This window comes from Clostridium sp. NSJ-145 (genome assembly GCF_021044725.1).
In the GTDB taxonomy this organism is placed as follows: Bacteria; Bacillota; Clostridia; order Clostridiales; family Clostridiaceae; genus Clostridium; species Clostridium disporicum_B.
Genome location: NZ_JAJNOS010000001.1, coordinates 494,832 through 517,957, shown reverse-complemented (window position 1 = coordinate 517,957; position 23,126 = coordinate 494,832). Strand labels below are relative to the sequence as shown.

At 28.6% G+C, this 23,126-nt stretch carries 23 protein-coding genes; 16 read left to right on the top strand and 7 right to left on the bottom strand.

Annotation, left to right across the window (positions count from 1 at the left end; all coding sequences use genetic code 11):
* Positions 1-301: 301 nt before the first annotated feature.
* Complete coding sequence (locus LQE93_RS02620) at positions 302-1,108, top strand: hypothetical protein (protein ID WP_055264629.1); 807 nt, start codon at positions 302-304, stop codon at positions 1,106-1,108.
* Positions 1,109-1,149: 41 nt separating this feature from the next.
* Here the strand turns inward: LQE93_RS02620 and LQE93_RS02615 are convergent, their stop codons facing one another.
* Entirely contained in the window at positions 1,150-2,334 is a 1,185-nt protein-coding gene (locus LQE93_RS02615) for an SPOCS domain-containing protein (protein ID WP_231071842.1), read from the bottom strand.
* Positions 2,335-2,547: 213 nt separating this feature from the next.
* Between LQE93_RS02615 and nhaA the strand changes: the two genes are divergently transcribed.
* From nhaA to LQE93_RS02600, 3 genes are all read left to right on the top strand, one after another.
* On the top strand, positions 2,548-3,729 hold the full coding sequence (gene nhaA, locus LQE93_RS02610) for a Na+/H+ antiporter NhaA (protein ID WP_186839566.1): 1,182 nt from the start codon (positions 2,548-2,550) through the stop codon (positions 3,727-3,729).
* An 89-nt stretch (positions 3,730-3,818) separates the two neighbouring features.
* Entirely contained in the window at positions 3,819-4,760 is a 942-nt protein-coding gene (gene trxB / locus LQE93_RS02605) for a thioredoxin-disulfide reductase (protein WP_231071841.1), read from the top strand.
* The gene (locus tag LQE93_RS02600; protein WP_055264633.1) at positions 4,760-4,984 is read left to right on the top strand and encodes a glutaredoxin domain-containing protein; all 225 of its coding nucleotides are present in this window, start codon (positions 4,760-4,762) and stop codon (positions 4,982-4,984) included. The genes trxB and LQE93_RS02600 overlap by 1 nt, the downstream gene beginning before the upstream one ends.
* 638 nt (positions 4,985-5,622) lie before the next feature.
* On the opposite strand, the gene LQE93_RS02595 is transcribed toward LQE93_RS02600, so the two are convergent.
* A complete protein-coding gene (locus LQE93_RS02595) occupies positions 5,623-6,138 on the bottom strand; it encodes a hypothetical protein (protein WP_231071839.1) in 516 nt (171 codons plus the stop codon).
* Positions 6,139-6,365: 227 nt separating this feature from the next.
* On the opposite strand from LQE93_RS02595, the gene LQE93_RS02590 reads away from it, so the two are divergent.
* The 5 genes from LQE93_RS02590 (at position 6,366) to LQE93_RS02570 (ending at position 9,941) form a co-directional block, all read left to right on the top strand.
* Complete coding sequence (locus tag LQE93_RS02590; RefSeq protein ID WP_186839569.1) at positions 6,366-7,637, top strand: MFS transporter; 1,272 nt, start codon at positions 6,366-6,368, stop codon at positions 7,635-7,637.
* Between the two features lie 67 nt (positions 7,638-7,704).
* Positions 7,705-7,998, top strand: coding sequence for a hypothetical protein (locus LQE93_RS02585; protein ID WP_055264636.1), 294 nt, complete (start codon positions 7,705-7,707; stop codon positions 7,996-7,998).
* Between the two features lie 122 nt (positions 7,999-8,120).
* Positions 8,121-8,951: an undecaprenyl-diphosphate phosphatase gene (locus LQE93_RS02580; RefSeq protein ID WP_055264637.1), complete on the top strand. Its 831-nt coding sequence runs from the start codon at positions 8,121-8,123 to the stop codon at positions 8,949-8,951.
* Positions 8,952-9,166: 215 nt separating this feature from the next.
* Entirely contained in the window at positions 9,167-9,640 is a 474-nt protein-coding gene (locus LQE93_RS02575) for a GNAT family N-acetyltransferase (RefSeq protein WP_055264638.1), read from the top strand.
* A 139-nt stretch (positions 9,641-9,779) separates the two neighbouring features.
* Positions 9,780-9,941: a hypothetical protein gene (locus LQE93_RS02570; protein ID WP_156334255.1), complete on the top strand. Its 162-nt coding sequence runs from the start codon at positions 9,780-9,782 to the stop codon at positions 9,939-9,941.
* A 192-nt stretch (positions 9,942-10,133) separates the two neighbouring features.
* On the opposite strand, the gene LQE93_RS02565 is transcribed toward LQE93_RS02570, so the two are convergent.
* Entirely contained in the window at positions 10,134-11,267 is a 1,134-nt protein-coding gene (locus LQE93_RS02565; RefSeq protein WP_055264639.1) for a pyridoxal-phosphate-dependent aminotransferase family protein, read from the bottom strand.
* A 14-nt stretch (positions 11,268-11,281) separates the two neighbouring features.
* Positions 11,282-11,827 (bottom strand): ECF transporter S component, encoded by a 546-nt coding sequence (locus LQE93_RS02560; RefSeq protein ID WP_055264640.1) that lies wholly within the window; start codon positions 11,825-11,827, stop codon positions 11,282-11,284.
* Between the two features lie 541 nt (positions 11,828-12,368).
* On the opposite strand from LQE93_RS02560, the gene nrdD reads away from it, so the two are divergent.
* The 6 genes from nrdD (at position 12,369) to rplT (ending at position 17,217) form a co-directional block, all read left to right on the top strand.
* Positions 12,369-14,492 (top strand): anaerobic ribonucleoside-triphosphate reductase, encoded by a 2,124-nt coding sequence (gene nrdD / locus LQE93_RS02555; RefSeq protein WP_055264641.1) that lies wholly within the window; start codon positions 12,369-12,371, stop codon positions 14,490-14,492.
* 91 nt (positions 14,493-14,583) lie between these two features.
* Complete coding sequence (gene nrdG, locus LQE93_RS02550) at positions 14,584-15,081, top strand: anaerobic ribonucleoside-triphosphate reductase activating protein (protein ID WP_055264642.1); 498 nt, start codon at positions 14,584-14,586, stop codon at positions 15,079-15,081.
* A 142-nt stretch (positions 15,082-15,223) separates the two neighbouring features.
* Positions 15,224-15,748 (top strand): putative ABC transporter permease, encoded by a 525-nt coding sequence (locus LQE93_RS02545; RefSeq protein ID WP_055264643.1) that lies wholly within the window; start codon positions 15,224-15,226, stop codon positions 15,746-15,748.
* A gap of 314 nt (positions 15,749-16,062) precedes the next feature.
* Positions 16,063-16,614, top strand: a complete 552-nt coding sequence (gene infC, locus LQE93_RS02540; RefSeq protein ID WP_084758974.1) for a translation initiation factor IF-3 — start codon at positions 16,063-16,065, stop codon at positions 16,612-16,614.
* Positions 16,615-16,633: 19 nt separating this feature from the next.
* Complete coding sequence (rpmI, locus tag LQE93_RS02535) at positions 16,634-16,831, top strand: 50S ribosomal protein L35 (protein WP_055264645.1); 198 nt, start codon at positions 16,634-16,636, stop codon at positions 16,829-16,831.
* A gap of 26 nt (positions 16,832-16,857) precedes the next feature.
* The gene (gene rplT / locus LQE93_RS02530) at positions 16,858-17,217 is read left to right on the top strand and encodes a 50S ribosomal protein L20 (protein WP_055264646.1); all 360 of its coding nucleotides are present in this window, start codon (positions 16,858-16,860) and stop codon (positions 17,215-17,217) included.
* Positions 17,218-17,652: 435 nt separating this feature from the next.
* Here rplT and LQE93_RS02525 read toward each other — a convergent pair whose 3' ends face one another.
* The 3 genes from LQE93_RS02525 to LQE93_RS02515 form a co-directional block, all read right to left on the bottom strand.
* A complete protein-coding gene (locus LQE93_RS02525; RefSeq protein WP_231071838.1) occupies positions 17,653-19,650 on the bottom strand; it encodes an LTA synthase family protein in 1,998 nt (665 codons plus the stop codon).
* Between the two features lie 391 nt (positions 19,651-20,041).
* On the bottom strand, positions 20,042-20,848 hold the full coding sequence (locus LQE93_RS02520; RefSeq protein ID WP_231071837.1) for a TPM domain-containing protein: 807 nt from the start codon (positions 20,846-20,848) through the stop codon (positions 20,042-20,044).
* A 1-nt stretch (position 20,849) separates the two neighbouring features.
* Positions 20,850-21,419: a LemA family protein gene (locus tag LQE93_RS02515; protein WP_055264649.1), complete on the bottom strand. Its 570-nt coding sequence runs from the start codon at positions 21,417-21,419 to the stop codon at positions 20,850-20,852.
* A gap of 249 nt (positions 21,420-21,668) precedes the next feature.
* Between LQE93_RS02515 and LQE93_RS02510 the strand changes: the two genes are divergently transcribed.
* Positions 21,669-22,988: an APC family permease gene (locus LQE93_RS02510; RefSeq protein ID WP_055264650.1), complete on the top strand. Its 1,320-nt coding sequence runs from the start codon at positions 21,669-21,671 to the stop codon at positions 22,986-22,988.
* Positions 22,989-23,126: the final 138 nt, after the last annotated feature.

The window sequence follows — 23,126 nt, the reverse complement described above, 5'->3', positions numbered from 1 at the left end:
ACCTCCTATTTGTCGTGTCAAAAAACTTGTTCATTTAGAAATAATTTCATATAAATATATGAATAAAAAATAAAAAGACCGTCTACTGAAATGATTTTAAAAATCATTTCAGAGACAGCCCCTTTTTTTATTTGAATTCCGAGTATATTTAAATAAAATTATTTTTTCAATTATATAAAGCATAAAATTTGTAAAATAGATAGTTAATAACTAGAAAATAGTAACAATTAGTAGATATTTAGGCATACAATGTAGTAAATAATGTTTGAAAAACAATAAATATATAACAAGGAGAAAGATAGTGGGATCAGATAAAAATAGGATACAAGAATCTAAAGGTTACGGAAGAGAATGTGATGAAGAATACTATATGAAAGAGTGTTATCATCAAGACTATGATTGTAAATGTGATGATAAAGAATATGATAGAGACTGCTATGATTATGATAAGAAGTATGACCATAAGGAATATGATAAGAAGTGCGATGATCATGATTATGACAAAAAGTGCGAACATGATTACGATGATAGAAAGTGTGAACACCATGACTATGATAAAAAGCATGATGTAAAAGTAATTCAAACAAAAGTAATAAAAGGAACAGGTTGTAAGGACTTCTTTTTAGAAGCTGATTTTGATTTTCCACAAGGAACACCATTGTATTTAATTGAATCTATAGACACCTGGGTAGATGTATATGATACTAAAGTAATTTGTGAAGATAAGGTTATATTTAATGCATGGGTATATAAAAATATTATTTATAAGGTTGTAAGCGGAAGTCCAGTACAAGATGATGGAGTAACTGTAACAGGAGGCGTAGATCATATTACTAAAGCCATTCCATTAGCAGGATGTATTAATATAGATACAAAAAAATGTGGAAAGCTTGATCCATGTAGAGATTTTGCGGAAGTAATAAAAGCTAAAGTTATAGGACATGTAGAAGATAAGCTAGAGAAAGTAGAAATTAAGCAAGGTAATGGTGAATCATTTAACCCACCAGTATTTGTTTATGGAAGTCTTCATGAAAAAATGTGTGTAAGAATTGATTTAAAGGTTGTAAGATGGGAACACGTATCTGTTGAAATTGAAGATAAATGTTAGTACCATTTAATAAGGGGGGAATTGATTATTCCCCCCTTGAATTATATATAAATATTTACAGTTCTTGTAACTAAAACAGTAACTTGTACGATAAATTGTCCTTTAAACTCATTATAAATAGTTTCATTATCAAGAGTAGTAGGCCTACTTAAGTTATGAACTTCAGATACATAAATGCTGCTTACTTTACAGTCATCAGAGTCTTTAATTTTATCATTATACTCTGTAACTAAGTCGATACATAGTGAAAATGGAATTGATAAGTGAATATATTGAATAGTTCCATTAATAGCATCCATATCTAATGAAAGATAAGTTTTATAATTAATATCTATATAAACAAATCCATTGGCAAAGGCTTTTTCACCACTTATGTCTATTTTAGTAATATCAGCTTTAGCCATTACTTTAGTAATCTTCCAAATTGGTTTTATTGGATCTGATAAATCTATGATTTTTTCTAAGAAAAGTTCAGAATGACCTTTTCCTAAAATAACGTCTGTTTCTATTAATTTTCTCATAGAAAGCTTACTTATATTATGATAAAGATTAATAGATGATGATGGATGGTCTTCAGCATTATTATTTATAATTAATGGATTACCTTTAGGTACAAATATATTATTATCTAAATAGTTATGGTTATTTGATGGAGATGAAGTTATGTTTAAGCATTTATCATAGTTTAAAGATGAATTATCACTGTTTAAATTTATATTATTATTATTATTATTATTATTAGCACTTGAGTAATCATTAGCGATATTAGAATTAATATCATTATAATTGAAAAGATGGTTATCATTATATGTTGCTATTGAAATAGATAGAAATAATGTTACTTCACATAAGTTAACGTCTAAGAAAAGAGGACAAGGAAATTTTTTAAGAGAGTATATTGGAAGCGGCCTAGATAATAAATTTATTTTAGTATTTAAGGAGTTAACTAAACCTAATTTAGAAATATTACAATATAATGGTTTATGGAAAAATACTTTCTTATATTTAATTAATTGTTTACTAGTATAGTGGCTATATATTATATTTTTATAATTTATAACTATATCATAATTCCCATAGACTAAAATATTATTTTTAGATATAATTTTTGAAAATATCTTTAAGTTAGTGATTTTAATGCCATTAATAATTGAGTATTTAGGATATTTAAAACTATTAACATCATATATCTTAAATTTAATTTCTTTTAAAGAACTTTCAGACAAAAGGTGTACCTCCAATGGAAGGATTAGTATTAATACTAGTTTATGATTTTAAATGTTAAGAGTTACAATTTAGAAAATTTAATAGATATTATATAGATGGAGTACAACTTATTATTAAATAAAGTTTCTGTAGAAATTGTTAAATAAAAAAGCTTGTTTTATATAATACTAATGTTATACAAAAGACAAAATAGTATAACTGGAGGTTAAGTTATGGAAGAGCGCATTAATAATCAAGAAGAGCATAACAATAAAAAGAAGAAGAGCATTGTACACTCCGAAGCATTTCCGGGAATTCTTTTAGTTATTGCAACGGTATTAGCTTTAATTTTAGCAAATACTCCATTAGATAAATATTATGAATACATTTTAAAGGATATAGGCTTTGGTGAGTTTAATCTTCATGTATTGATTAATGATTTTCTAATGGCGATATTCTTCTTAGTTGTAGGTTGCGAGATTAAGAGAGAGGCAGTATTTGGAAAGTTATCAAATATAAAAGCGGCATCTTTTCCTATTATTGCAGCTATAGGAGGAATGGTTGCACCGGCTATAATATTTACTTTATTTAATTATAATAGTGGATTTGAAATTGGTGCAGGAATACCATTATCTACAGATATAGCTTTTGCTATAGGTATCTTTACAATTTTAAGTAAGAGGTTGAATCCATCATTAAAAGTATTTTTACTTACTTTAGCAGTTGTAGATGACCTGCTTTCTATAGTTATTATAGGTATATTTTACTCTTCAAAGTTTAATATAACAGCAATTATTGCAGCTATAGTTCTTATAGTAATATTATTTTTAATAAAGACTTTAAATAAGAAAAATAGACTTTGGCCATATATGATAGTAGGTTTTTGTTTATGGCTAGCAACATACTTTAGTGGAATACATGCAACTATAGCAGGAGTTATCCTAGCTTTAAGCTTACCATTAACTAAAGATGGTAATAAGTCAAATGATTTAAGTCTTAGAGTACAGCATGGACTTGAACCTTTAACAAATTACTTTATATTACCTTTATTTGCATTTGCTAATACAGGTGTAAATTTAAGCGGTTCAATAAACCTATTTAAGGAATATCCTCTTATGACAGGCATAGTTTTAGGATTAGTTATAGGAAAGCCTATTGGTATTATGACATTTACATATATAGCAAGTTTGTTTGGAATAACTAAAAAACCAAACAATGCTAGCTGGTTTGATGTATTTGCGGTCTCTGTTCTTGCAGGTATAGGATTCACAATGTCTATATTTGTGTCAGAGCTTGCTTTTAAAGGATCTTTAGAAGAGTTAAATGCATCAAAGGTATCTATTTTATCAGCATCTGTTATATCTATAATCTTTGCTTTTATAGTATCGCTTTTTAATAAGAAAAAGGTAAAATAGACTATATTAAATAATAATTATTATTGATTAACTTATCAAATGAATATATAATGTATTTAAATAAGATAGTTGAGAGGAGTTGGGGATACTTGACTAAACCAATTAAGAAAAAAGATTTGATAATCATTGGTGGTGGACCCGCAGGATTAACAGCGGCTATTTATGCAGCAAGAGCTAATTTGGATATGCTGCTTTTAGAAGATAAAATCCTAGGAGGACAGGTGCGTAACAGCTATACTATAGAAAATTATCCAGGGTTTAAGAAGATAAGTGGAGCTGAACTTGCAGATTTCATGCAAAGCCAAGCAGAAGAAGTAGGCGCTGTTATAGACGAGTTTGATGTAATTGAAAGAGTTGACTTTAGTGGAGAAGATAAAATAATTGAAACTGGAGATTATATTTATCATGCTGATGCAGTAATTATAGCTACAGGAGCAAATCCAAAGAAGCTACCTATTCCTAATGAGAAAAAATTTGAAGGCAAAGGCGTGCATTATTGTGCTGTATGTGATGGCGCAATGTATAAGGATAAAGTTGTAGCTGTAGTTGGTGGAGGAAATGCTGCTTTAGAAGAGGCAACATTCTTAAGCAGATTCGCTGAAAAAGTATATATTATAAGAAGATACGATTACTTTAAAGGTGAAAAAGCTACTCTTGATGATGTTATGAACAACCATAAGATAGAAGTATTATTTAATGAAGACTTAGTTAATGTAGAAGGTAGCAATTTTGTTGAAAAAGCTATAATAAGAAATACTAAGGATAATACAGAAAGAGAAATAGCGCTTGAGGCTGTATTTGGATATATAGGAACTGAACCTAAGACAGATTTAGTTAGAGATTTTATTAAGATGACTAGAACTGGATATATTGTTACAGATGAGAGTATGATGACTAATATCAAAGGTGTATTTGCTGCAGGCGATGTAAGAGAAAAAGAATTTAGACAAATAACTACTGCAGTAGCTGATGGAACAATAGCTGCATTAGCGGCAGAAAAGTATATAGTAGATAAGAGGAGAGAAAAATAATGATAAAAATATATTCAACATCATGGTGCCCATCTTGTGTAAAGGCAAAGAGATTCTTTGAGATGAAGGGTTGGGAGTACGAAGAAATAAATGTTGCTGATAAACATGAAGATAGAGAAGAAGTAATGAGAGTTTCAGGACAAAGAACAGTTCCAGTTATAGATATTGATGGAGAAATAATTGTAGGTTTCGATAAGAAAAAGATTGAAGAAGCAATGGAATAATAATCTTTGCTGAATGAAAAGATAAGGGATTTAGTCAGATTTATAAATCTGACTAAATCTTTTTTTCTTTAGGAAATTATATATTTAGAGATATAATATACGGAATAATTTTAATATTAGGTGAGTTAAATTATAGACTAATAAAAATAGGAATTTTTAATAGAATTTAATAAAGATAATAGTTTGTAAAATAAGTATGGTAGTTACTTGATATATAGAAGACACTTTATAAGAGATTTAAGGAAAGGCTAGTTTATGGAGATAATAAAAGTTAATTAGAAAGGGTTTAAAGTTATTAATTTATTAGGTAAAGGAAAAGGTGGGTATTCATATTTAGTAACTGATGATAAAGAAAAATATGTTGTAAAACAAATTCATCATGAGCCTTGTGAATATTATCAATTTGGAAATAAAATAGAAATAGAGTTAATTGATTATTATAACAAAAATAAATGATAATACTTAGTACAATTTTTTTTACTGAGATTGTACTTTTTCTATGTAAAAATTAATAATTATATAGGAACATTACATACAAAAAGTTAATAAGAAAATAAGATTATAAGTTTAATTAAAAAGAGCATCTAAAAAGAGAGATGCTCCTTTTTTATGTGAATTATATTTAAGTAAGTATATCGTTAATCAGTAGCTAGAGTATCATAAGTCTTCCAAAGCTGATAGCCATTTTTGCCTTCAAGCTTTACGTATATAGTGTCTGTGTCATCTTTATTATAGTAAGCTGTTGTTGAATTTGTGAATTTATATATGTCGCTTTCACCTATAAGCTTTTCACTGTTTCCACTGAAAAAAGAGATTCTAGCCTTTTTATAACCGTCAGGTAGAGCAGTTTCAACTTCTTTATAATCAAAGTAATAAGGAGTATTCTTAACTATTACTAACGGCATTAAAACTCCATCATCAGTTAATAGAGGCTTATAAGTACTATTATAAGCTGCAAGGAACTTTTGACCTTCTGAGTCAACCATAAGAGCATCACCACTTTTAGTATATTCCTGAAATGTAGCACCTTTCTCTAGATATTCATCAATAGGATATTTATTAGGGATATTATCTTGATTAACTTCTGTAGTACCACAAGAAACCAATGATGATACTGATATTCCTAATATGCAGATTATTAAAAATTTCTTCATACCTTTTCCATCCCCTTTATTATTGTGAACAAATATATTTATCTTAATATGATTATATGAGAGTTATTTAGTAAATATCTTTGTTAAATTTTAAAAACTAATTATATGATGAAAAGTTTTAGGAGATATTACTTTACTCTTAAAAATAGAAAAAATAGCATATGTATGTAATTAAATGGTATAATTAACAAAGTTATTAAAATAATTAGCTGAAGGGGGCAAAGGCTATGAATGAAAAAACATTAACTAAAAATAAACTATGGACAAGGGATTTCACCATTATTACTATTGGATCAATTATATCAATGCTAGGGAATGCAGTATCAGGATTTGCTATTGGTTTAGTAGTTCTTGACTACACAAATTCTACTTTCTTATACGCATTATTTATGGTTGTATATAATCTACCTAAAATTGTAGTACCGTTATTTGCAGGACCATATTTAGATAGATTTTCCAGGAAAAAGGTGATTTATACTTTAGATTTTTTATCTGCAGCAATTTATACGGGAATATTTTTCTTTATTAATAGTGGTAATTTCAGCTATGGAATATTAATAATTGTAAGTCTTTTTATAGGTTTAATAGATGGAATTTATATGGTGGCTTATGACAGTTTTTATCCTAATTTAATTTCTGAAGGAAATTTCTCAAAGGCATATTCTATTTCAAGTATGATTTATCCATTATCAGCATTTATGGTTCCAGTTGCGTCATTTATATATAATTCTATGGGTACAGCAGCATACCTTTTCTTATTTAATGCTATATCATTTTTTATTGCAGCATGCTTTGAGGCTACTATCAAATATAAAGAAACTCATATGTCAAAAGAAGAGCAAAAAGGCTTCGATTTTAAAGGATATAGGGATGACTTTAAGGAAGGTTTATCTTATATATGGGCCGAAAAAGGGCTTCTTGTTATAACTGTCTATTTCTGTTTAACAATGTTTGCAGGCAATGCAACACAAACAGTTTTATTACCTTTCTTTAAGAATAACCCTCAGTTGTTTACAAAAAGTACTATAGATGTTGTTACTTTATTTACTTTTGTAACAGGTTGTGGGGTAATAGGTAGGCTTATTGGAGGAATGATACATTATAAGTTTAAATATCCTACAAGTAAAAAGTTTATGATAGCTATTACAGTATATATGTCTATTTCTATAATCGAAGCAATTCAGTTATTCTTACCAGTAAAGATTATGATGTTATGTTTCTTTATAACTGGAATAATGGGAGTTACTTCATATAATATAAGAATTTCAGCAACACAAAGTTATGTTCGAGATGACAAGAGAGGAAGATTTAATGGAATATTTAATATGATATGTGCAGCTGGAGGAATATTAGGACAACTTTTAGGTGGAGGAATGGCAGAGTTTATTAGTGAAAGATCTGTAACTGTAATTTTTTCTATATTCAACATATTTGCAGTAATTTTTGTAATGTATAGAGGAAGAGAGTACGTTAAGAAGATATATAATCGTAAGGTATAAGATAGTAATATCACTGATGTAGTGGTCAAAAGGTGTTTTTATGGGATAAGTAAAGAGGGGATAGAAGATGAGATTAATAGATAATATATATATAGCAGAAATGATATTAATGCTTAGCAGCACTGTGATTAATGTTTTATTTCTGGCAGGTTTTATATCAGATGCATACGTTCAATATGGATTTATCTTAGTAATTTTATGCGGGATAGGAATAAACTATTTACTTATGAAAGAGAAAAATAATAAGAAAGAGAAGGTAGTTAAGCTAAGGACTAAGAAAAATATTTTATCAATTATTATTGTAGTAGTAATTTGTTTAAGTTGGATAACAACTTATTATTTAGCAATATTTAATAGGTGATTATAGTTGAATTTAAATCTTAATTAATAATTAAGATTATGTAATTTTACTATTATAAATTGGAAAATTAATATATAATAGTTAAGGGGTTAATTAGATATTTCTTATTTGGAGGTAATTAAATGGAATTTTTAGAAATTATAAAAGCCATAATACTAGGAATTGTAGAAGGTATTACAGAATGGCTACCTGTTAGTAGTACAGGACATATGATATTAGTAGATGAGTTTTTAAAACTAAATGTATCACCAGAGTTTATGGAGATGTTTTTAGTAGTTATCCAGCTTGGTGCTATTATGGCAGTTGTTATTTTATATTGGAAGAAGATTTTCCCGTTTACATTTGATAAAAAGGGGATGCATATAGAAAAAGAAACTTTCTCTATGTGGTTTAAAATAATAGTTGCTTGTTTACCAGCTGCAGTAGTTGGACTTTTATTTGATGACTACCTTAATGCATTATTCTATAATCCAACAACAGTTGCAATAATGTTAATTTTATTTGGTATTTTATTTATAGTTGTTGAAAACTATAATAAAGGTAAGAGACCAACAATTAACAGTTTAGCAGATATTACGTATACTACAGCTATAATTATTGGAATATGGCAACTTATAGCGGCAGTATTTCCAGGAACTTCACGTTCAGGAGCAACTATAGTAGGAGCATTATTAATTGGGGTATCTAGAACTGTAGCAGCTGAATTTACATTCTTCCTTGCTATACCAGTTATGTTTGGTGCAAGTGCATTAAAGCTACTTAAGTTTGGATTTAGCTTCACAGGAAATGAACTTATGTTATTAGTTGTAGGGTTAGTTGTTGCTTTTGTAGTATCAGTATTAGCAATTAAATTCTTAATGACATATATCAAGAAGCATGATTTTAAAGTATTTGGATGGTATAGAATCGTACTTGGTATAATAGTTCTTGCATATTTCTACATAATTAAATAATTGTATTTAAAGGATTGTCTATTAGTGACAATCCTTTTTTTATAGAGATTTTTAGATAGTTTCAAAAATATTCATATAAAGCTTGGATTATATTAGATATAATTATAGAGAGATTTAATTAAAAGGTAGAATATTGTATAGTAATTTACACTGTATTTTTGTATTGGCGGTGTATAAACAATTTTAGACTACTTTAAGGAGAGGGAAGTATAGATATGGTAGAATTTTTAAGGGCTAGTGAGAAAGATTTAGACAAGCTTTATAAGGTTATAAGGAATGCTTTTGATGAGGATAAGAAAAATTACGGCAGTGGACCTGAATATTATGAAGATAAAAATAAATTAAAATATTATTTAAGCAATTTAACATGTTACAAGGCTGTTATTGATAATGAGATAATTGGTGGAATGATTATATTTAATCTAGGTGGAGGACGATATAGACTTGGAGCTATTTTTATTGATACAGAGCATCAAAATAAGGGGATAGGCACAAAGGCCATAGAGTTTTTAGAGGAAACTCATAAGGATGCAGAAGTATGGGAATTAGATACTCCCTATAAAAATTATAGAGATCAGCATTTTTATGAAAAATTAGGTTATAAAAAGGTAGCAGAAACAGTTGCTGAGAAAAATGGTTTTTACCTTTTTATATATGAAAAGATAATTCGTAGAAGTGTATTTAAGTAAAGATGGGATAAACTCTTTATTTCTTTATTAACGTATCATTAATATATATATATTATACCAATTGAGGCATTAATTGTAGCGTATTATGTTCCTGAATTTCCATAAGATAAAGGTATCATATAATTAAGGAGAAAAATTTATGAACAAATATGCAAATCAAAGTAAACAACAAGGACAACAAAATTCTATGCAGAGCAATGCTATGGGAAATCAAAACCAAGGACAAATGCAAAGCAGTGCACAAATAGACCAAAATATTGAAAATTACAAAAAACAACAACAAAAAAATTCACTTCAATAGTGAAAAGCTAAAGCTTAACCTAAATGTCACGGGTTATTTAGTGATTTAGATAAAAGAGTTCATTAAAAAAATAGGCTGTATCTAAAATTGCACAGCCTATTTTTATTGCTTATTATTTAGAAAAGTTATCTATGAAAGAAATCATATTCTATTATGGAAAACTTATTTCTTTTGAGAAAAGAAATAAAATTACTAGTTAAGATAATTTACAAATTCCTTATGAAGGTCACCTTTAAGGTTGAATTCTAGCTCTTTAAGAACTGTATTTATAGCTTTTAGAGTTATATAAAGCTTTTCTTCATAGCAATTTTCACCCATATGACCTATTCTAAAGATTTTATCTTGTAAGAAGTCAAATCCTCCAGCAATTATAATGTTATGTTCAGAATATAATTTATTAAATAAATCTTTATAGTTAATTCCTTCAGGAACTAATACTGTAGAAACTGTATTAGAGTGACAGTCTTTAGATAATAATTCTAAGCCACATTCTTTAACAGCATATCTACAAGCTTCAGCATAACGTTTATGTCTTTGAAGTACATCTTTATCTCCTAGGAAATTATCTAGTGCTTTATCAAAGGCATAAATATCGCTTATAGGTTGAGTATATGGAAACCATTTATTTTCATACCAATCATTCCAAATTGTAAGGTTAGCATAGAAACTTCTTATAGGTGTTTCACGGCTATTCATAGCCTCTATAGCATCTTCGCTAATGCTTAGGAAAGTTAATCCAGGAGGAGCTGAAAGACATTTTTGAGAGCCTCCTAGAGCTATATCGATATTCCATTCATCAACTTGTATTTCTTCTCCGCCGATACTTGAAACTGAATCAACTATTGATAATATATTATATTTCTTTAATAGAGGACAGATATCTTTTATTGGATTTGTTATACCAGATGGAGTCTCACAGTGAACTACAGTTGCAACTTTAAAGTCATGATTTTCTTTTAAGAATTCTTCTAATTTTCCTATGTCTATTCCACGATCTCTTTCACCACTGAAAAATGTTACTGTTCCACCATACATTTCTGCAAAATCTTTAAAACCATATCCAAAGATACCATTTTCAATACAAAGGACTTTATCACCTTCTTCTATTAGTGAAGCACAAGCAGCTTCAAGGCCAAGTATTCCTTCACCATCTAAGATTAGAACTTGGTTTTTTGTATGCATTATATTTTGAAGTTTTTCACAGGTGTTTTTATAAAAATCATAAAATTCAATATCTAAGTCAGGATTTGTTATCGGTTTTCCCATAGCTTCTCTGACATTTTCTCTTATAAACGTTGGTCCTGGTGTCATTATTAATTTATCCATAGCTTTTAACCTCCCTAAATCTCTGTTTTGATATGTCTTACTTTAAATCCAGCTTTAAGAGCGACTGAAACTGGCACTGCAATTACTGTTCCTACGATACATTGCATTGTATTGCCCCATATTGATTGAAGAGGAACTATCCAGTTACCATATAAGATTCCTTCAGTTATATAGTAACCTAAAATCATAGTAATAAAGGCTAGTGCTAGTCCTATACCAGTGTAAAAAATACTTTGTTTTTTGCTATTAGCTTCTTTAAAAGACCAAGTACCAATAGCGTACCCCATAATAAATCTAATAATTAATGTAAATGGTGCCCAAACTACCCAAGCACTTGTTAAATCAAATAATGCCATTCCTATACCACCAGAAATTGCCCCGGCCTTTTTACCAAAAACCATTGCTATAGTAAAGAACATAACATTTCCTAAATGAAATAAACCTCCACTTGTAGGTCCAGGAATATTAATAAATCTAGTAGCTACATAAACCAAGGCGATAAACAATCCGTACATAGCTATTTCTTTTGCATTAAATTTTTGTTTAGAATTAGTAGTCATAAAATTAAATCCCCCTTATTTATTACGTATAATTTAAATCATAATACTATCATAGGATAAAGATGGAATAATGCAAGTGTATCGATACAATGTTAGTTTAATTATATGTAAAGATGAAAGATATGCTTAGGTGAAATTAAAAATTGACTTTGTAAATGGGAAGAAGTAATTAGAGGATAAATAGCTGGAAAAGTGTTTTTATTTTATAGGTAAAATGCATAACAAATTTTTATGAAAATACTTGATAAAAATGATATTTTAATGTCGTAAAATCATAGGAAGTTTAATAAATGACTGTAAGTTAGTGAAATAGAGCGTTTATCTATATGTTGTATATCTGATGATAAAAAAACATATATATAGTGTATAAAACGAAGATTTTAGATAGGAAATTAAAGATTTTTAATGAAAAATTCGTTGAAATTGGGATTGGACAAATATGCAGAAATTTAGTAGTTGGAGTATAATAATTTAAGTGATAATTATTAAATTTTTAAAAAGTAAGAAGATGAGAAAATGGGTTTAGGGGGATACATAAAGCATGGATATAATGAAAAGAGATGGTAGCATCGTTGAGTTCGATAAATCTAAGATTCGTGAAGCTATAATGAAATCTATGAAAAATGGTAGTGGTATTGTTATGCCAGATATAGCTAGACTAATAGCAAATGATGCAGAGAAGCACTTTAGCAAAGAAAAGGAAATGGCTACTATTTATAAGATAGAAACTTATGTTTATGATAGATTAGTACATTATGGACAATCAGTAACTGCTAGAGCTTATGAAGGATATAGAGCAGTTCAGGAATTTAAGAGAAATACAAATACTACAGATGAAAGTATTTTAAATCTTCTAGATAGAAACAATGAAGATGTAATGAAGGAGAATTCAAATAAAAATCCTGTTGTAGCAGCTACACAAAGAGATTTAATAGCTGGTGAGGTATCTAAAGATATTTCAAGAAGAAAGCTTATACCAGCACATTTAGTTCAAGCGCATGATGAAGGGGCAATTCACTGGCATGATATGGACTATACATTATCTCCTATATTTAACTGTTGTTTAGTCAATTTAGAGGATATGTTTGAAAATGGTACTGTAATAAATGATAAGTTAGTTGAAACGCCAAAATCTTTTGGAACAGCTTGTACAGTAGCTACACAAATAATAGCTCAAGTTTCATCTAATCAATATGGTGGTCAAAGTATTACAATAAAGCATTTAGCTAAGTATTTAAAAGTTACAGAAGATAAAGCTTATAAGTTTTATATAGATAAATATAAAAATGAAGAGTTAGCAAAATCTCTTGCTAAAGATATGAAGATGAAGGATTTAAGAGATGGTGTTCAAACAATAAGATATCAATTAAGTACACTTCAAACTACTAATGGGCAAGCACCGTTTAGTACAATTTATTTAGAGATCGAAGTAGGTCATCCATATGAAGAGGAAATGGCTTTAATATGCGAAGAAATGATAAAACAAAGATTAGAAGGGATGAAGAATTACAAAGGTCAAGTAATTGGAGAAGCATTCCCTAAGTTAGTTTATCTTCTAGATGATCATAATTGTCTTGAAGGTGGTAAATATGATTACATAACAAAGCTTGCAGCGGAATGTACTGCTAAAAGATTAGTTCCAGATTATCAATCTGCAAAGATAATGAGAGAGAACTATGAAGGGAATACTTTCCCACCAATGGGTTGTAGATCACATTTAAGTCCATGGAAAGATGAGAATGGAAATTACAAATGGTATGGCAGATTTAACCAAGGTGTTATTTCTTTAAATTTACCACAAATAGCTATAGTTGCTGAAAAAGATATGGAGTTATTCTGGGAGATGTTAGATCAAAGATTAGAGATGTGTAAAGAAGCTCTAATGATTAGACATAATATGTTACTTGGAACTTCGTCTGATACATCACCTATCCACTGGCAACATGGAGCTATTGGAAGACTTGAAAAAGGGGAAAAAATAGACAAGCTTCTTAAAAATGGCTATTCAACATTATCATTAGGTTATGTTGGAATTCATGAAATGGTTCAAGCAATGATAGGAGTTTCTCATACTACACCAGAAGGTGAAAAGTTTGCCCTTGAGGTTATGACTCACATGAAGAATAAGTGTGATGAATGGAAGAAAGAAACAGGACTAGGATTTGGGTTATATGGAACTCCAGCAGAAAGTTTAATTTATAGATTCTGTAGATTAGATAGAGCGAGATATGGAGAAATTCCTAATGTAACTGATAGATTATATTATACAAACTCATATCATGTTCATGTTTGTGAGAATATAGATGCATTTAGTAAATTAAAATTTGAATCTCAATTCCATTCAATAAGTAATGGTGGATGTATTTCATATGTTGAAGTACCAGATATGAGTAAGAATTTAGAAGCAGTTGAGGCTGTAATTAATTTTATTTATCATAATATTCAATATGCTGAAATAAATACTAAACCTGATGTATGCTATGAATGTGGATATACTGGTGAAATTCAATTAGATAAAGAAAGCTTAACTTGGTTCTGTCCTTCTTGTGGAAACAAGGATGAAGAAAAAATGCAAGTTATGAGAAGAACTTGTGGATATATAGGAACAAATTTCTGGAATAAGGGAAGAACGGCAGAAATTGGAGATAGAGTTCTTCATTTATAATAGTTAAAATTTAATAATTAAAAGTTAATAATTAATGAAAAAAGCCAGCATAAAGCTGGCTTTTAAACAATTTTTTTGAGGAGTGATACAGGTGAATTATTCTCAAATTAGAAAATTTGATGTTACAAATGGTCCTGGAATTCGTACAACTCTTTTTGTAAGTGGATGTACTAATAACTGTCCAGAATGTTTTAATAAAGAGCAACAAGATTTTAATTATGGTCAAAAGTGGGATAGAGAAACTGAAGAAAGTTTTTTATCTTATGTAAAAAGTCCCAATGTTGTTGGGGTAAGCATATTAGGTGGTGAGCCTATGGAGCAGACAATGGATTCTTCTTTAGTAGATTTATTAAGAAGAATTAAAAAAGAAACAGGAAAGAGTATTTGGCTTTGGTCTGGTTTTACATATGAAAGTATAATTCAAGATGAAAAAAAGAAAGAGATTTTAGAATGTATCGATGTGCTTGTAGATGGTAGATTTATAGTAGCTCAGAGAAATCTTAATCTTAAATATAGAGGTTCAGAAAATCAAAGAGTTATTAATGTACCTAAGTCTTTAGAAGAGGGAAAAGTAATAAGTGAAATTTAATCGAAAATAATTTATCGTTTTTAGAATAAATCCATAAATATTCCAAACAATACTAAGTGAAAATAAAAGTTTGCTAACTTGAATTGATACAGGGTATATAAATTTGAGAGCATATGAAGAAATTTTACTAGGAGAGATATTTATGGATTTATTATTATATTTTTTATTTAATTTTTTTATTTATGGTTTTATTGGATGGATACTAGAAAATGGATTTTGTTACTTTAAAACTGGTCATGTACAAAAGGATGGGTTTTTATATAGTCCTTTTAAACCTATGTACGCAATAGCTATGTCAGTTTTAGTTTTATGTTCAAAGTCTAAAAGTATTGATACTTATACTCTTGCTACCTTATGTTTGATAATTCCAACATTTGTAGAATTTGTTACTGGTCTTATAATGAGAGAATATTTTAAAAAGGATTATTGGGATTATTCAGAGGTGAAGTATAATTATAAAGGAATAATCTGTTTAGAATTTTCTCTTATTTGGACAGTTTTATCATTTATAGCAGTTAGATATATTCAAATTGGAATAGTAGATAGGGTGTATAGTTCTATAAAGGGTTATTGGGGCAATACGTGGTATTTATTTGTTATTGCATTAGTTCTAGATGCTATTAAGACTATAAAAGTGATGCAGATAAAAAATAAAGCTGTAAATTAGAAGTTTTTAATGAAAATAAATTCTGTTATACTATAAATTACATTTTACAAAGATATTTAAAAAAAGTATAATAGCATAGAAAGATGTGAAGCATATTATTTAATTATTGTTGTGAAATGAATATAACATAATGATTAAATTAATTGTTGACAAGATAAGTAATAAATGATAGAATAACTTGTGTCAAGAAGAAACCGCCGTTTCTCACCTTACGGCAAAGCTTAGTAGGGTTAGATTATTCGAATTATATCTAGATTTGCATATCTAGAATGTGATAGATAATAGAGGACGGCATTATGCCGTCCTTTTATTATATGTGTTTTTTTCATCGAAACTTATTGGAGGTGAATGATATAAGTAAAAACTACATTTGTAACGAAAGCATAAGAGAGAAAGAAGTTAGAGTTATCGCCGCTGATGGAAGTCAGTTAGGAGTTATCTCAACTCAAGAAGCTCAAAGAATCGCAGACGAGAAGGAATTAGATTTAGTAATGATTTCTCCTACTGCTAACCCACCGGTTTGTAAGATAATGGACTTAGGGAAATACATCTATGAGCAATCTAAAAAAGAAAAAGAAGCTAAGAAAAAGCAAAAGGTTACTGTTTTAAAGGAAGTAAGATGTAGTCTTACAATAGAAGACAATGACATTGCAATAAAAGCTAAAAATGCTAGAAAATTCTTATTAGATGGGGACAAAGTTAAAATTACTATCAGATTCAAAGGTAGAGAAGCAACACTTGCTCATTTAGGAAATAGAATCCTTGATAAGTTTGTTGCATTACTTGAAGATGTTTGTGTGGTTGAAAAGCCAGCTAAAAACGAAGGTAGAAATATGACTATGGTTTTAGCCCCAAAAAAAGCATAGACTGAGAGGAGTATTTGTTATGCCAAAAATGAAAACGCACAAAGGTGCAGCTAAGAGATTCAGAAAGACTGGAACAGGAAAATTAAAAAGAGCTAAGGCTTTCAAGAGCCATATATTAACTAAGAAGAGCGCTAAGAGAAAGAGAAACTTAAGAAAAGCTTCTTATGTTTCAACTACTCAAGAAAAAGCAATGAAGAAATTATTACCATACCTATAAGATAGAGGTTTAGGAGGATTTAAACAATGGCTAGAGTTAAAAGAGCGGTAAATTCGCGTAAAAATCATAAAAAAGTATTAAAGCTTGCTAAAGGTTACTACGGTGGAAAGAGCAGATTATTCAAGACTGCTAACGAATCAGTAATCAGAGCATTAAGAAATGCTTACGTTGGAAGAAGATTAAAGAAGAGAGATTACAGAAGACTTTGGATCGTAAGAATCAATGCAGCTGCTAGAATGAACGGAATGTCTTATTCTAGATTCATGAACGGATTAAAAGTTGCTGGTGTTGATATGAACAGAAAGATGTTATCTGAAATAGCTATCAACGATGCAAAAGCATTCGCTGATTTAGTAGTATTATCTAAGAACGCTTTAAACGCATAATATACATAAAAGAGTTGTCTAGCAGACAACTCTTTTTTGTATACTATTAAAATTAAATTTGAAAGAAATAAGATAATTAATAAATAATATTAGTAAAAGAAGAGCATTTAATAAGAAATTAGAGGGAAATTTCAAAAATATATTGTTAAATTAAAAACAATGTGTTAATATTTAATTAGCTAATAATTTAACAAAATAAATATTGATTTATTTTATAATAACTTTAAAAAGTATATTATAAGGTAAATTAATATCCCCTAAAAGGAGATACAGAAATAGTTTGATATTTCTGTATCTTTATTTTATATATAAATTTTATAAGAAAGAAATTTAAACACACAAGTTGTATATAAATTAACAAAAATAAGTGGGAATAATATAAAAATCACATGTGGATTTACAAAAGTTACACATGTGATTTTTATAAATTAATGTTTAGTTAACTATAAATTCATTTGAAGAACTTAAACTGGTGCCACCTTTTGTAACTTGATGAACTGTTACAGAATCATTGGATTCTAAAGATAAATCATCTACTCTAAGAAGAGTTGGGCTGATATAGATAGTTTCATATTTACGATCATTTATATATACTTTACTAAATATGGTAAAATTTTCTCCGCATACAAAAACTTGTTCATTTTCGTCAAAAACGTTGCTAACTGAGATTGTATCTATACCCATTTTAAGCTCAGTTGCTATAAATGGATTATTACCATTGTAGATGTATTTTTCACCATATAGCATGTCGTATTGAAGTAATTCAAGATCTTCCATATAATTTGATAAATTACTAGAATTGTTATGATATCTATTTAAAATTCCATTATCTATACCAACTCTATTTAATACAGATGAAGTTAATTGGAAGGCTTCTAATGTTTTATCTTCTTTTGCCATATTGAAATTATCCCATATTACATATTCAGTTTGAAATACTGAATTATTTAGTAAATCTTCATCTTCAAGACCTAATGTTGGAAGATGATCCCCGTACATTACTAAAACAACCTTTTCGTCTAGCTTTGATAATTCATCTATTAAATTCTGTATAAAATTGTCCATTTCATAAAGTTGATTTACATAGTAAGTAAAAGCATTTGTATCTTCTTCACTTTCAAGTCCAGTTACAGTAATTTTAGGATTTTCTAGTAAAGGTTCACTTGGATAGTGACCATGACCTTGAACAGATATTGTGTAGATGAAATCCTTATTATCTGTAGAGTTTAAGGTCTTTAATATTTCATTAGTTAAAACATAATCTTTAGACCAACCGGTAGGGGTAGTATCTAATTTCTCCATATACTCTAAAGAGGTAAAGGTATCGAATCCTAGTTGTGAAAAAACAAAGTCTCTATCGTAAAATGTACCAGTATTATTATGAATAGCATGAGTACTATAGTTGTTGTCTTTTAAGGTATAATTAACGCTTTCGCAAGTTGTATCTTTTAAAATAGTTTTATAAGGATATTCACCAGGTCCAAAGAAATCTAAACTCATACCTGAAATTACTTCAAATTCAGTATTTGCAGTTCCAGCCCCTACAGAGGGTACATTTAAATAACCTGAGGAATAATTGTTACTTAACTCTCTAAAATAAGGAATAGGATCTTGTGAAAAATTCAAGCCTTTTACTAATGTTGGATCAAAAAAAGATTCTAATTGTATCATTATAATATTAGGTAAATCTACATTAGATTTAGGAGTAAGTACAGTGTTATTTGATGCTAATAAAATTGAATCTTTTTCTGTTATTTCTGTATTTAGAATATTAGCTATAGTTTCTTTAGAGTAATTAGTGGGTTTCTTTATGCCTGTATTTAACAAAGTATTTGAGAAGCAATAAGGAAAACCATAGTCTAAATAAGCAAAGGCTATATTACCAAAATAGTCAGCTAGTATATTAGTGGAAATTAGTGTTTTAGTACTTATAAAAAGTAATAAGCCAAGACTAATTACAGCTAGTACATTTTTTTTGTAGTTAATTGATGATTTTATTTTTTGTCCACGAATGTATATCAATGTTAATGCTATGGCTAAAGCCATTAAACCAATACCGATTACTACCATAAAAAATGGAGATATATATGACGAAGCAATTTCTAGCCCATTTTTTATCATTCTAAAATCGGTAGCAGTAAAAGGGGTGACTCTACAATTTAATATAATTCCATTTGTAATACCGAAACCAAGCCAAACTACTGATATTATTAAAAATACAAATTTACGCCTTCTAAATAGAAAACTAAAAGACAGGGTAAACATTATAATTAAAGCGTTATAAAGAAATACTATAGGAGTTTTAAATACATAGCTAAAAAAATCTGAAAAAGTTTTCCTACTTAAAATTTCAATTATGAGGTTAATAAATATTGCAGTAAAAATACAACTATAAATTGGGTGCGAAAATATTTTTTTAAATAAATCCTTCATATTAACATCTCCATGACAATTATTAGAAATTCTATAAAATATTATACAGTTATTGTAAAAAAATTCAATCAAAAAATAATATATGATTTTAATTAAATTTTGATATAAGCAAAATAGGTATAAGTTAAAAATTAGAGCATTACTTATTTGGGGCAAATAACTATATATAATATATTAATAAATAATTATGATTTATAACTTATTATCCATGTAAATTTTGAGAAAAGTTTACAAAAACTATACAATTAAATACATAAAAATAGAACATATTAATTAATACGTTCTATTTTTTATTATTTAGAAAAGTTATATAAAAACGGTCTGATATATATTTTACAATTTACAGTTATAAAATCATTTGTCGCTTGGCAATTGAAACTTGTAATTGTTCCTACCAATTTCCGGAGGAACCACCACCATTAGAAGAACCACCACCAAAGTTACCAAAACCACCACCGCCTGATGAACCACCACCAAAGCCACCTGGGCCACCACGACCATTTCCATTAAAAAAGTTATTCCAAAATAGTAAATGTAAAATAGAAGAAGATACTCTACCTCTATTAAGAAAAATATCTGCAAAGATTAAAATTAAAAATAGACTTACAGCTATTTTTACCTCTTTTTCTCCAGATTGTGTACCTTCATTGGGTAAGGTAATATTTAAAGATTTTTCTAATGTAACGTCGTATTCTGAAGCGATATAGTCAGAAAAAATACTATAAGAATTTAGTAAACCTTCACTATAATTACCATTAATAAAGCAAGGTTTTGCAGTGGTCTGCATAATTCTGTTAGTTAAAGCATCTGGTATAGCACCTTCTAGACCTCGTCCAACTTCGATACGCCAAGATTTATCATTAATAGCTAAAAGGATTAAAAGACCATTATCTTTAGTTTTTTTACCAATTCCCCAAGTTCTAAATAGTTTGTTTGCATAATCTTCTATAGGAGCACCATTTGTAGAATTGATAACTACTATAATGGCTTGCGCAGAAGTTTTATCTTCTAGCTCTTTTCCTATAGAAACTATTTGTTTAGCTGTAGAATAATCTATTGTATTTGTATAGTCATTAAAATACTTTAGGTTAGTGGGATCAGGAAAAGTCTCACTACAAAATACATTAAGACTAAATAATAAGCTAAATATTAAAAGAGAAAAAGTAAATTTAATAAAAAAATTTAATTTTCTATTCATATTAACTAGAGAAATCTACTGAAGGGACTTCTTGGGCACCTTCACTAGCCTTATAAAGAGATTTTTCTTGAAATCCAAATATGGAAGCTACTATATTAGCAGGAAAGCTCTTTCTCTTTGTATTATATGTCGTTGCAGCAGTATTATAATCTTGTCTAGCTATAGCAATTCTATTTTCTGTTCCTTCTAGTTGGATAGAAAGATCCTGAAAATTTTGATTAGATTTTAAATCAGGATAGTTTTCAACAACTACTAATAATCTAGAAAGTGCACTTGATAATTCATTATCAGCATTAGCTTGTTCAGTTACATTGGTAGCACCTGCAAGCTTGCTTCTTGCATTAGCAATATCAGAAAAAATATCTTTTTCTTGAGAAGCATATCCCTTAACTGTATTTACTAAATTAGGAATTAAATCAGATCTTCTTTGGAGCTGTGTATCGATATTGGATTCAGCAATATTTACATTTTGCTCTAAGGAAACTAGATCATTATAGGTAGTTACTATAGGTACAATAAGTATTGCTAATACAACAACTATAGCAATGACAATGGTCCAAGTTTTTTTCATAAAATCGCTCCTTTCATATTCTCTTAGGGAATTGATTTTTATTAATCAATACCTCTTATTTATTATTAACTTAATTTAAATTTTTAATCTTTATAGTTTATTTGTAGTTGGATAAATGGGAAAAGGTTGGGCAAATTAAGTATAAATAAAAAAAGAATTTCTAATTAAAAAATAGAGAGTTTTGAATACTTAGACTTGATGTGATTTTATTAGATAAATTCTTAACTTTAATTTGTAAAGGGTGTATTTATGGAAAATAAGAATTTGAAAAAGGATATAGGATTATTTATGGCCACAATGTTGGTATGTGGTAATATGATAGGTTCAGGGGTATTTATGATACCAGCTACATTAGCTGAGGTTTCAGGTCCTCTTGCAACAATTTTAGCATGGATATTGACTACTATAGGATCTATATTAGTAGCTATATCTTTTGCAAATTTAGGTTCAAAGTTTCCTGAAACAGGAGGTGCATATCAATATGTGAAAGAAGCATTTGGAGAGTTTGCAGGATTTTTAAGTGCATGGTTATATTGGAATGGATCATGGATTGGAAATACAGCTATTTTAGTAACACTAACAAGCTATTCAGCGGCTATATTTCCAGTTTTAAATAAGCCTCTTTATTCAATAATTTATTCTAGTTTAGTACTTTGGGCAGTTACTATATTAAATATAGTTGGCGTAAAGCAAGCAGGGAAAATCCAAAGCTTTACAACCGTATTTAAAATAGTTTTTTTTGCTTTATTTATAATAATTGCTTTTTTAAATTTTGATAAAAATAATTTGCTTCCGTTACTACCTAAAAATAAAGGGTTAGAAACAATATCGTTAGCAGCTACTACTACGCTTTGGGCATTTATAGGTTTAGAGAGTGCTACGGTAGCAGCTGGAGAGATAAGAAATCCTGAAAAGAATGTAAAAAGAAGCACTATATATGGGTTAATAATTTCGGCAGTAATTTATTTATTAATTAGTATTGCAAGTATGGGAGCTATGCCAAATGAAGTATTGGCAAAAAGCACAGCACCATTAACAGATATCTTAACTAGATATTTAGGAAATTCAGTAGGCATAATTATATCAGCTATAGTAGTAGTATCAATTTTAGGAACAACTATAGGATGGATTTTAGCTACAGCAAGAGTGGCTTATGCAGCAGGACAGGATGGAGTATTTCCTAAAATATTTGGTAAGGTAAGTAGTAAATACAATACGCCTGTTTACTCATTAATTATAAGTGGTATTTTAGTAAATATTTTGTTATTAACAAACTATCAAAAAAGTATGGTTTCAGCATTTTCTTTTATAACAATATTAGCAACTCTTTCATATTTACCTGTATATTTATTATCTGTATCTGCTGAGATTATGATAATGTTTAGAGATGAAAAGGAGATAAGTATAGGAAAGTTTATAGGTAAGTCCATAATACCTTTATTAGCATTTATATACACTCTTTGGACTATATATGGATCAGGTGCAGAAACCGTTATGTGGGGATTTATTTTAATGCTATTAGGAATTCCTTTTTATATATATAATTACCACAAGAATGGAACTAAATAGAAGAAATATAAAATTTATGTTGCTTGTATTTGCATATATATAATGATAAAATTATATTTAGTGTAAAAAAAAGTATAATTTTAAATTCAAGAATTAACAATTAAGCATATAATTACAAAATAGTGCCTTAGTTGTTAA

Coding starts and splice junctions, on each gene's coding strand:
- LQE93_RS02585 (WP_055264636.1), top strand. CDS start 7,705: ATGAGATTAATAGATAATATATATATAGCAGAAATGATATTAATGCTT.
- LQE93_RS02525 (WP_231071838.1), bottom strand. CDS start 19,650: ATGAAGGATTTATTTAAAAAAATATTTTCGCACCCAATTTATAGTTGT.
- LQE93_RS02575 (WP_055264638.1), top strand. CDS start 9,167: ATGGTAGAATTTTTAAGGGCTAGTGAGAAAGATTTAGACAAGCTTTAT.
- LQE93_RS02520 (WP_231071837.1), bottom strand. CDS start 20,848: ATGAATAGAAAATTAAATTTTTTTATTAAATTTACTTTTTCTCTTTTA.
- LQE93_RS02600 (WP_055264633.1), top strand. CDS start 4,760: ATGATAAAAATATATTCAACATCATGGTGCCCATCTTGTGTAAAGGCA.
- rpmI (WP_055264645.1), top strand. CDS start 16,634: ATGCCAAAAATGAAAACGCACAAAGGTGCAGCTAAGAGATTCAGAAAG.
- LQE93_RS02595 (WP_231071839.1), bottom strand. CDS start 6,138: ATGAAGAAATTTTTAATAATCTGCATATTAGGAATATCAGTATCATCA.
- nhaA (WP_186839566.1), top strand. CDS start 2,548: ATGGAAGAGCGCATTAATAATCAAGAAGAGCATAACAATAAAAAGAAG.
- LQE93_RS02570 (WP_156334255.1), top strand. CDS start 9,780: ATGAACAAATATGCAAATCAAAGTAAACAACAAGGACAACAAAATTCT.
- LQE93_RS02580 (WP_055264637.1), top strand. CDS start 8,121: ATGGAATTTTTAGAAATTATAAAAGCCATAATACTAGGAATTGTAGAA.
- LQE93_RS02510 (WP_055264650.1), top strand. CDS start 21,669: ATGGAAAATAAGAATTTGAAAAAGGATATAGGATTATTTATGGCCACA.
- LQE93_RS02515 (WP_055264649.1), bottom strand. CDS start 21,419: ATGAAAAAAACTTGGACCATTGTCATTGCTATAGTTGTTGTATTAGCA.
- nrdD (WP_055264641.1), top strand. CDS start 12,369: ATGGATATAATGAAAAGAGATGGTAGCATCGTTGAGTTCGATAAATCT.
- LQE93_RS02590 (WP_186839569.1), top strand. CDS start 6,366: ATGAATGAAAAAACATTAACTAAAAATAAACTATGGACAAGGGATTTC.
- LQE93_RS02560 (WP_055264640.1), bottom strand. CDS start 11,827: ATGACTACTAATTCTAAACAAAAATTTAATGCAAAAGAAATAGCTATG.
- infC (WP_084758974.1), top strand. CDS start 16,063: ATGTGTTTTTTTCATCGAAACTTATTGGAGGTGAATGATATAAGTAAA.
- LQE93_RS02565 (WP_055264639.1), bottom strand. CDS start 11,267: ATGGATAAATTAATAATGACACCAGGACCAACGTTTATAAGAGAAAAT.
- rplT (WP_055264646.1), top strand. CDS start 16,858: ATGGCTAGAGTTAAAAGAGCGGTAAATTCGCGTAAAAATCATAAAAAA.
- LQE93_RS02545 (WP_055264643.1), top strand. CDS start 15,224: ATGGATTTATTATTATATTTTTTATTTAATTTTTTTATTTATGGTTTT.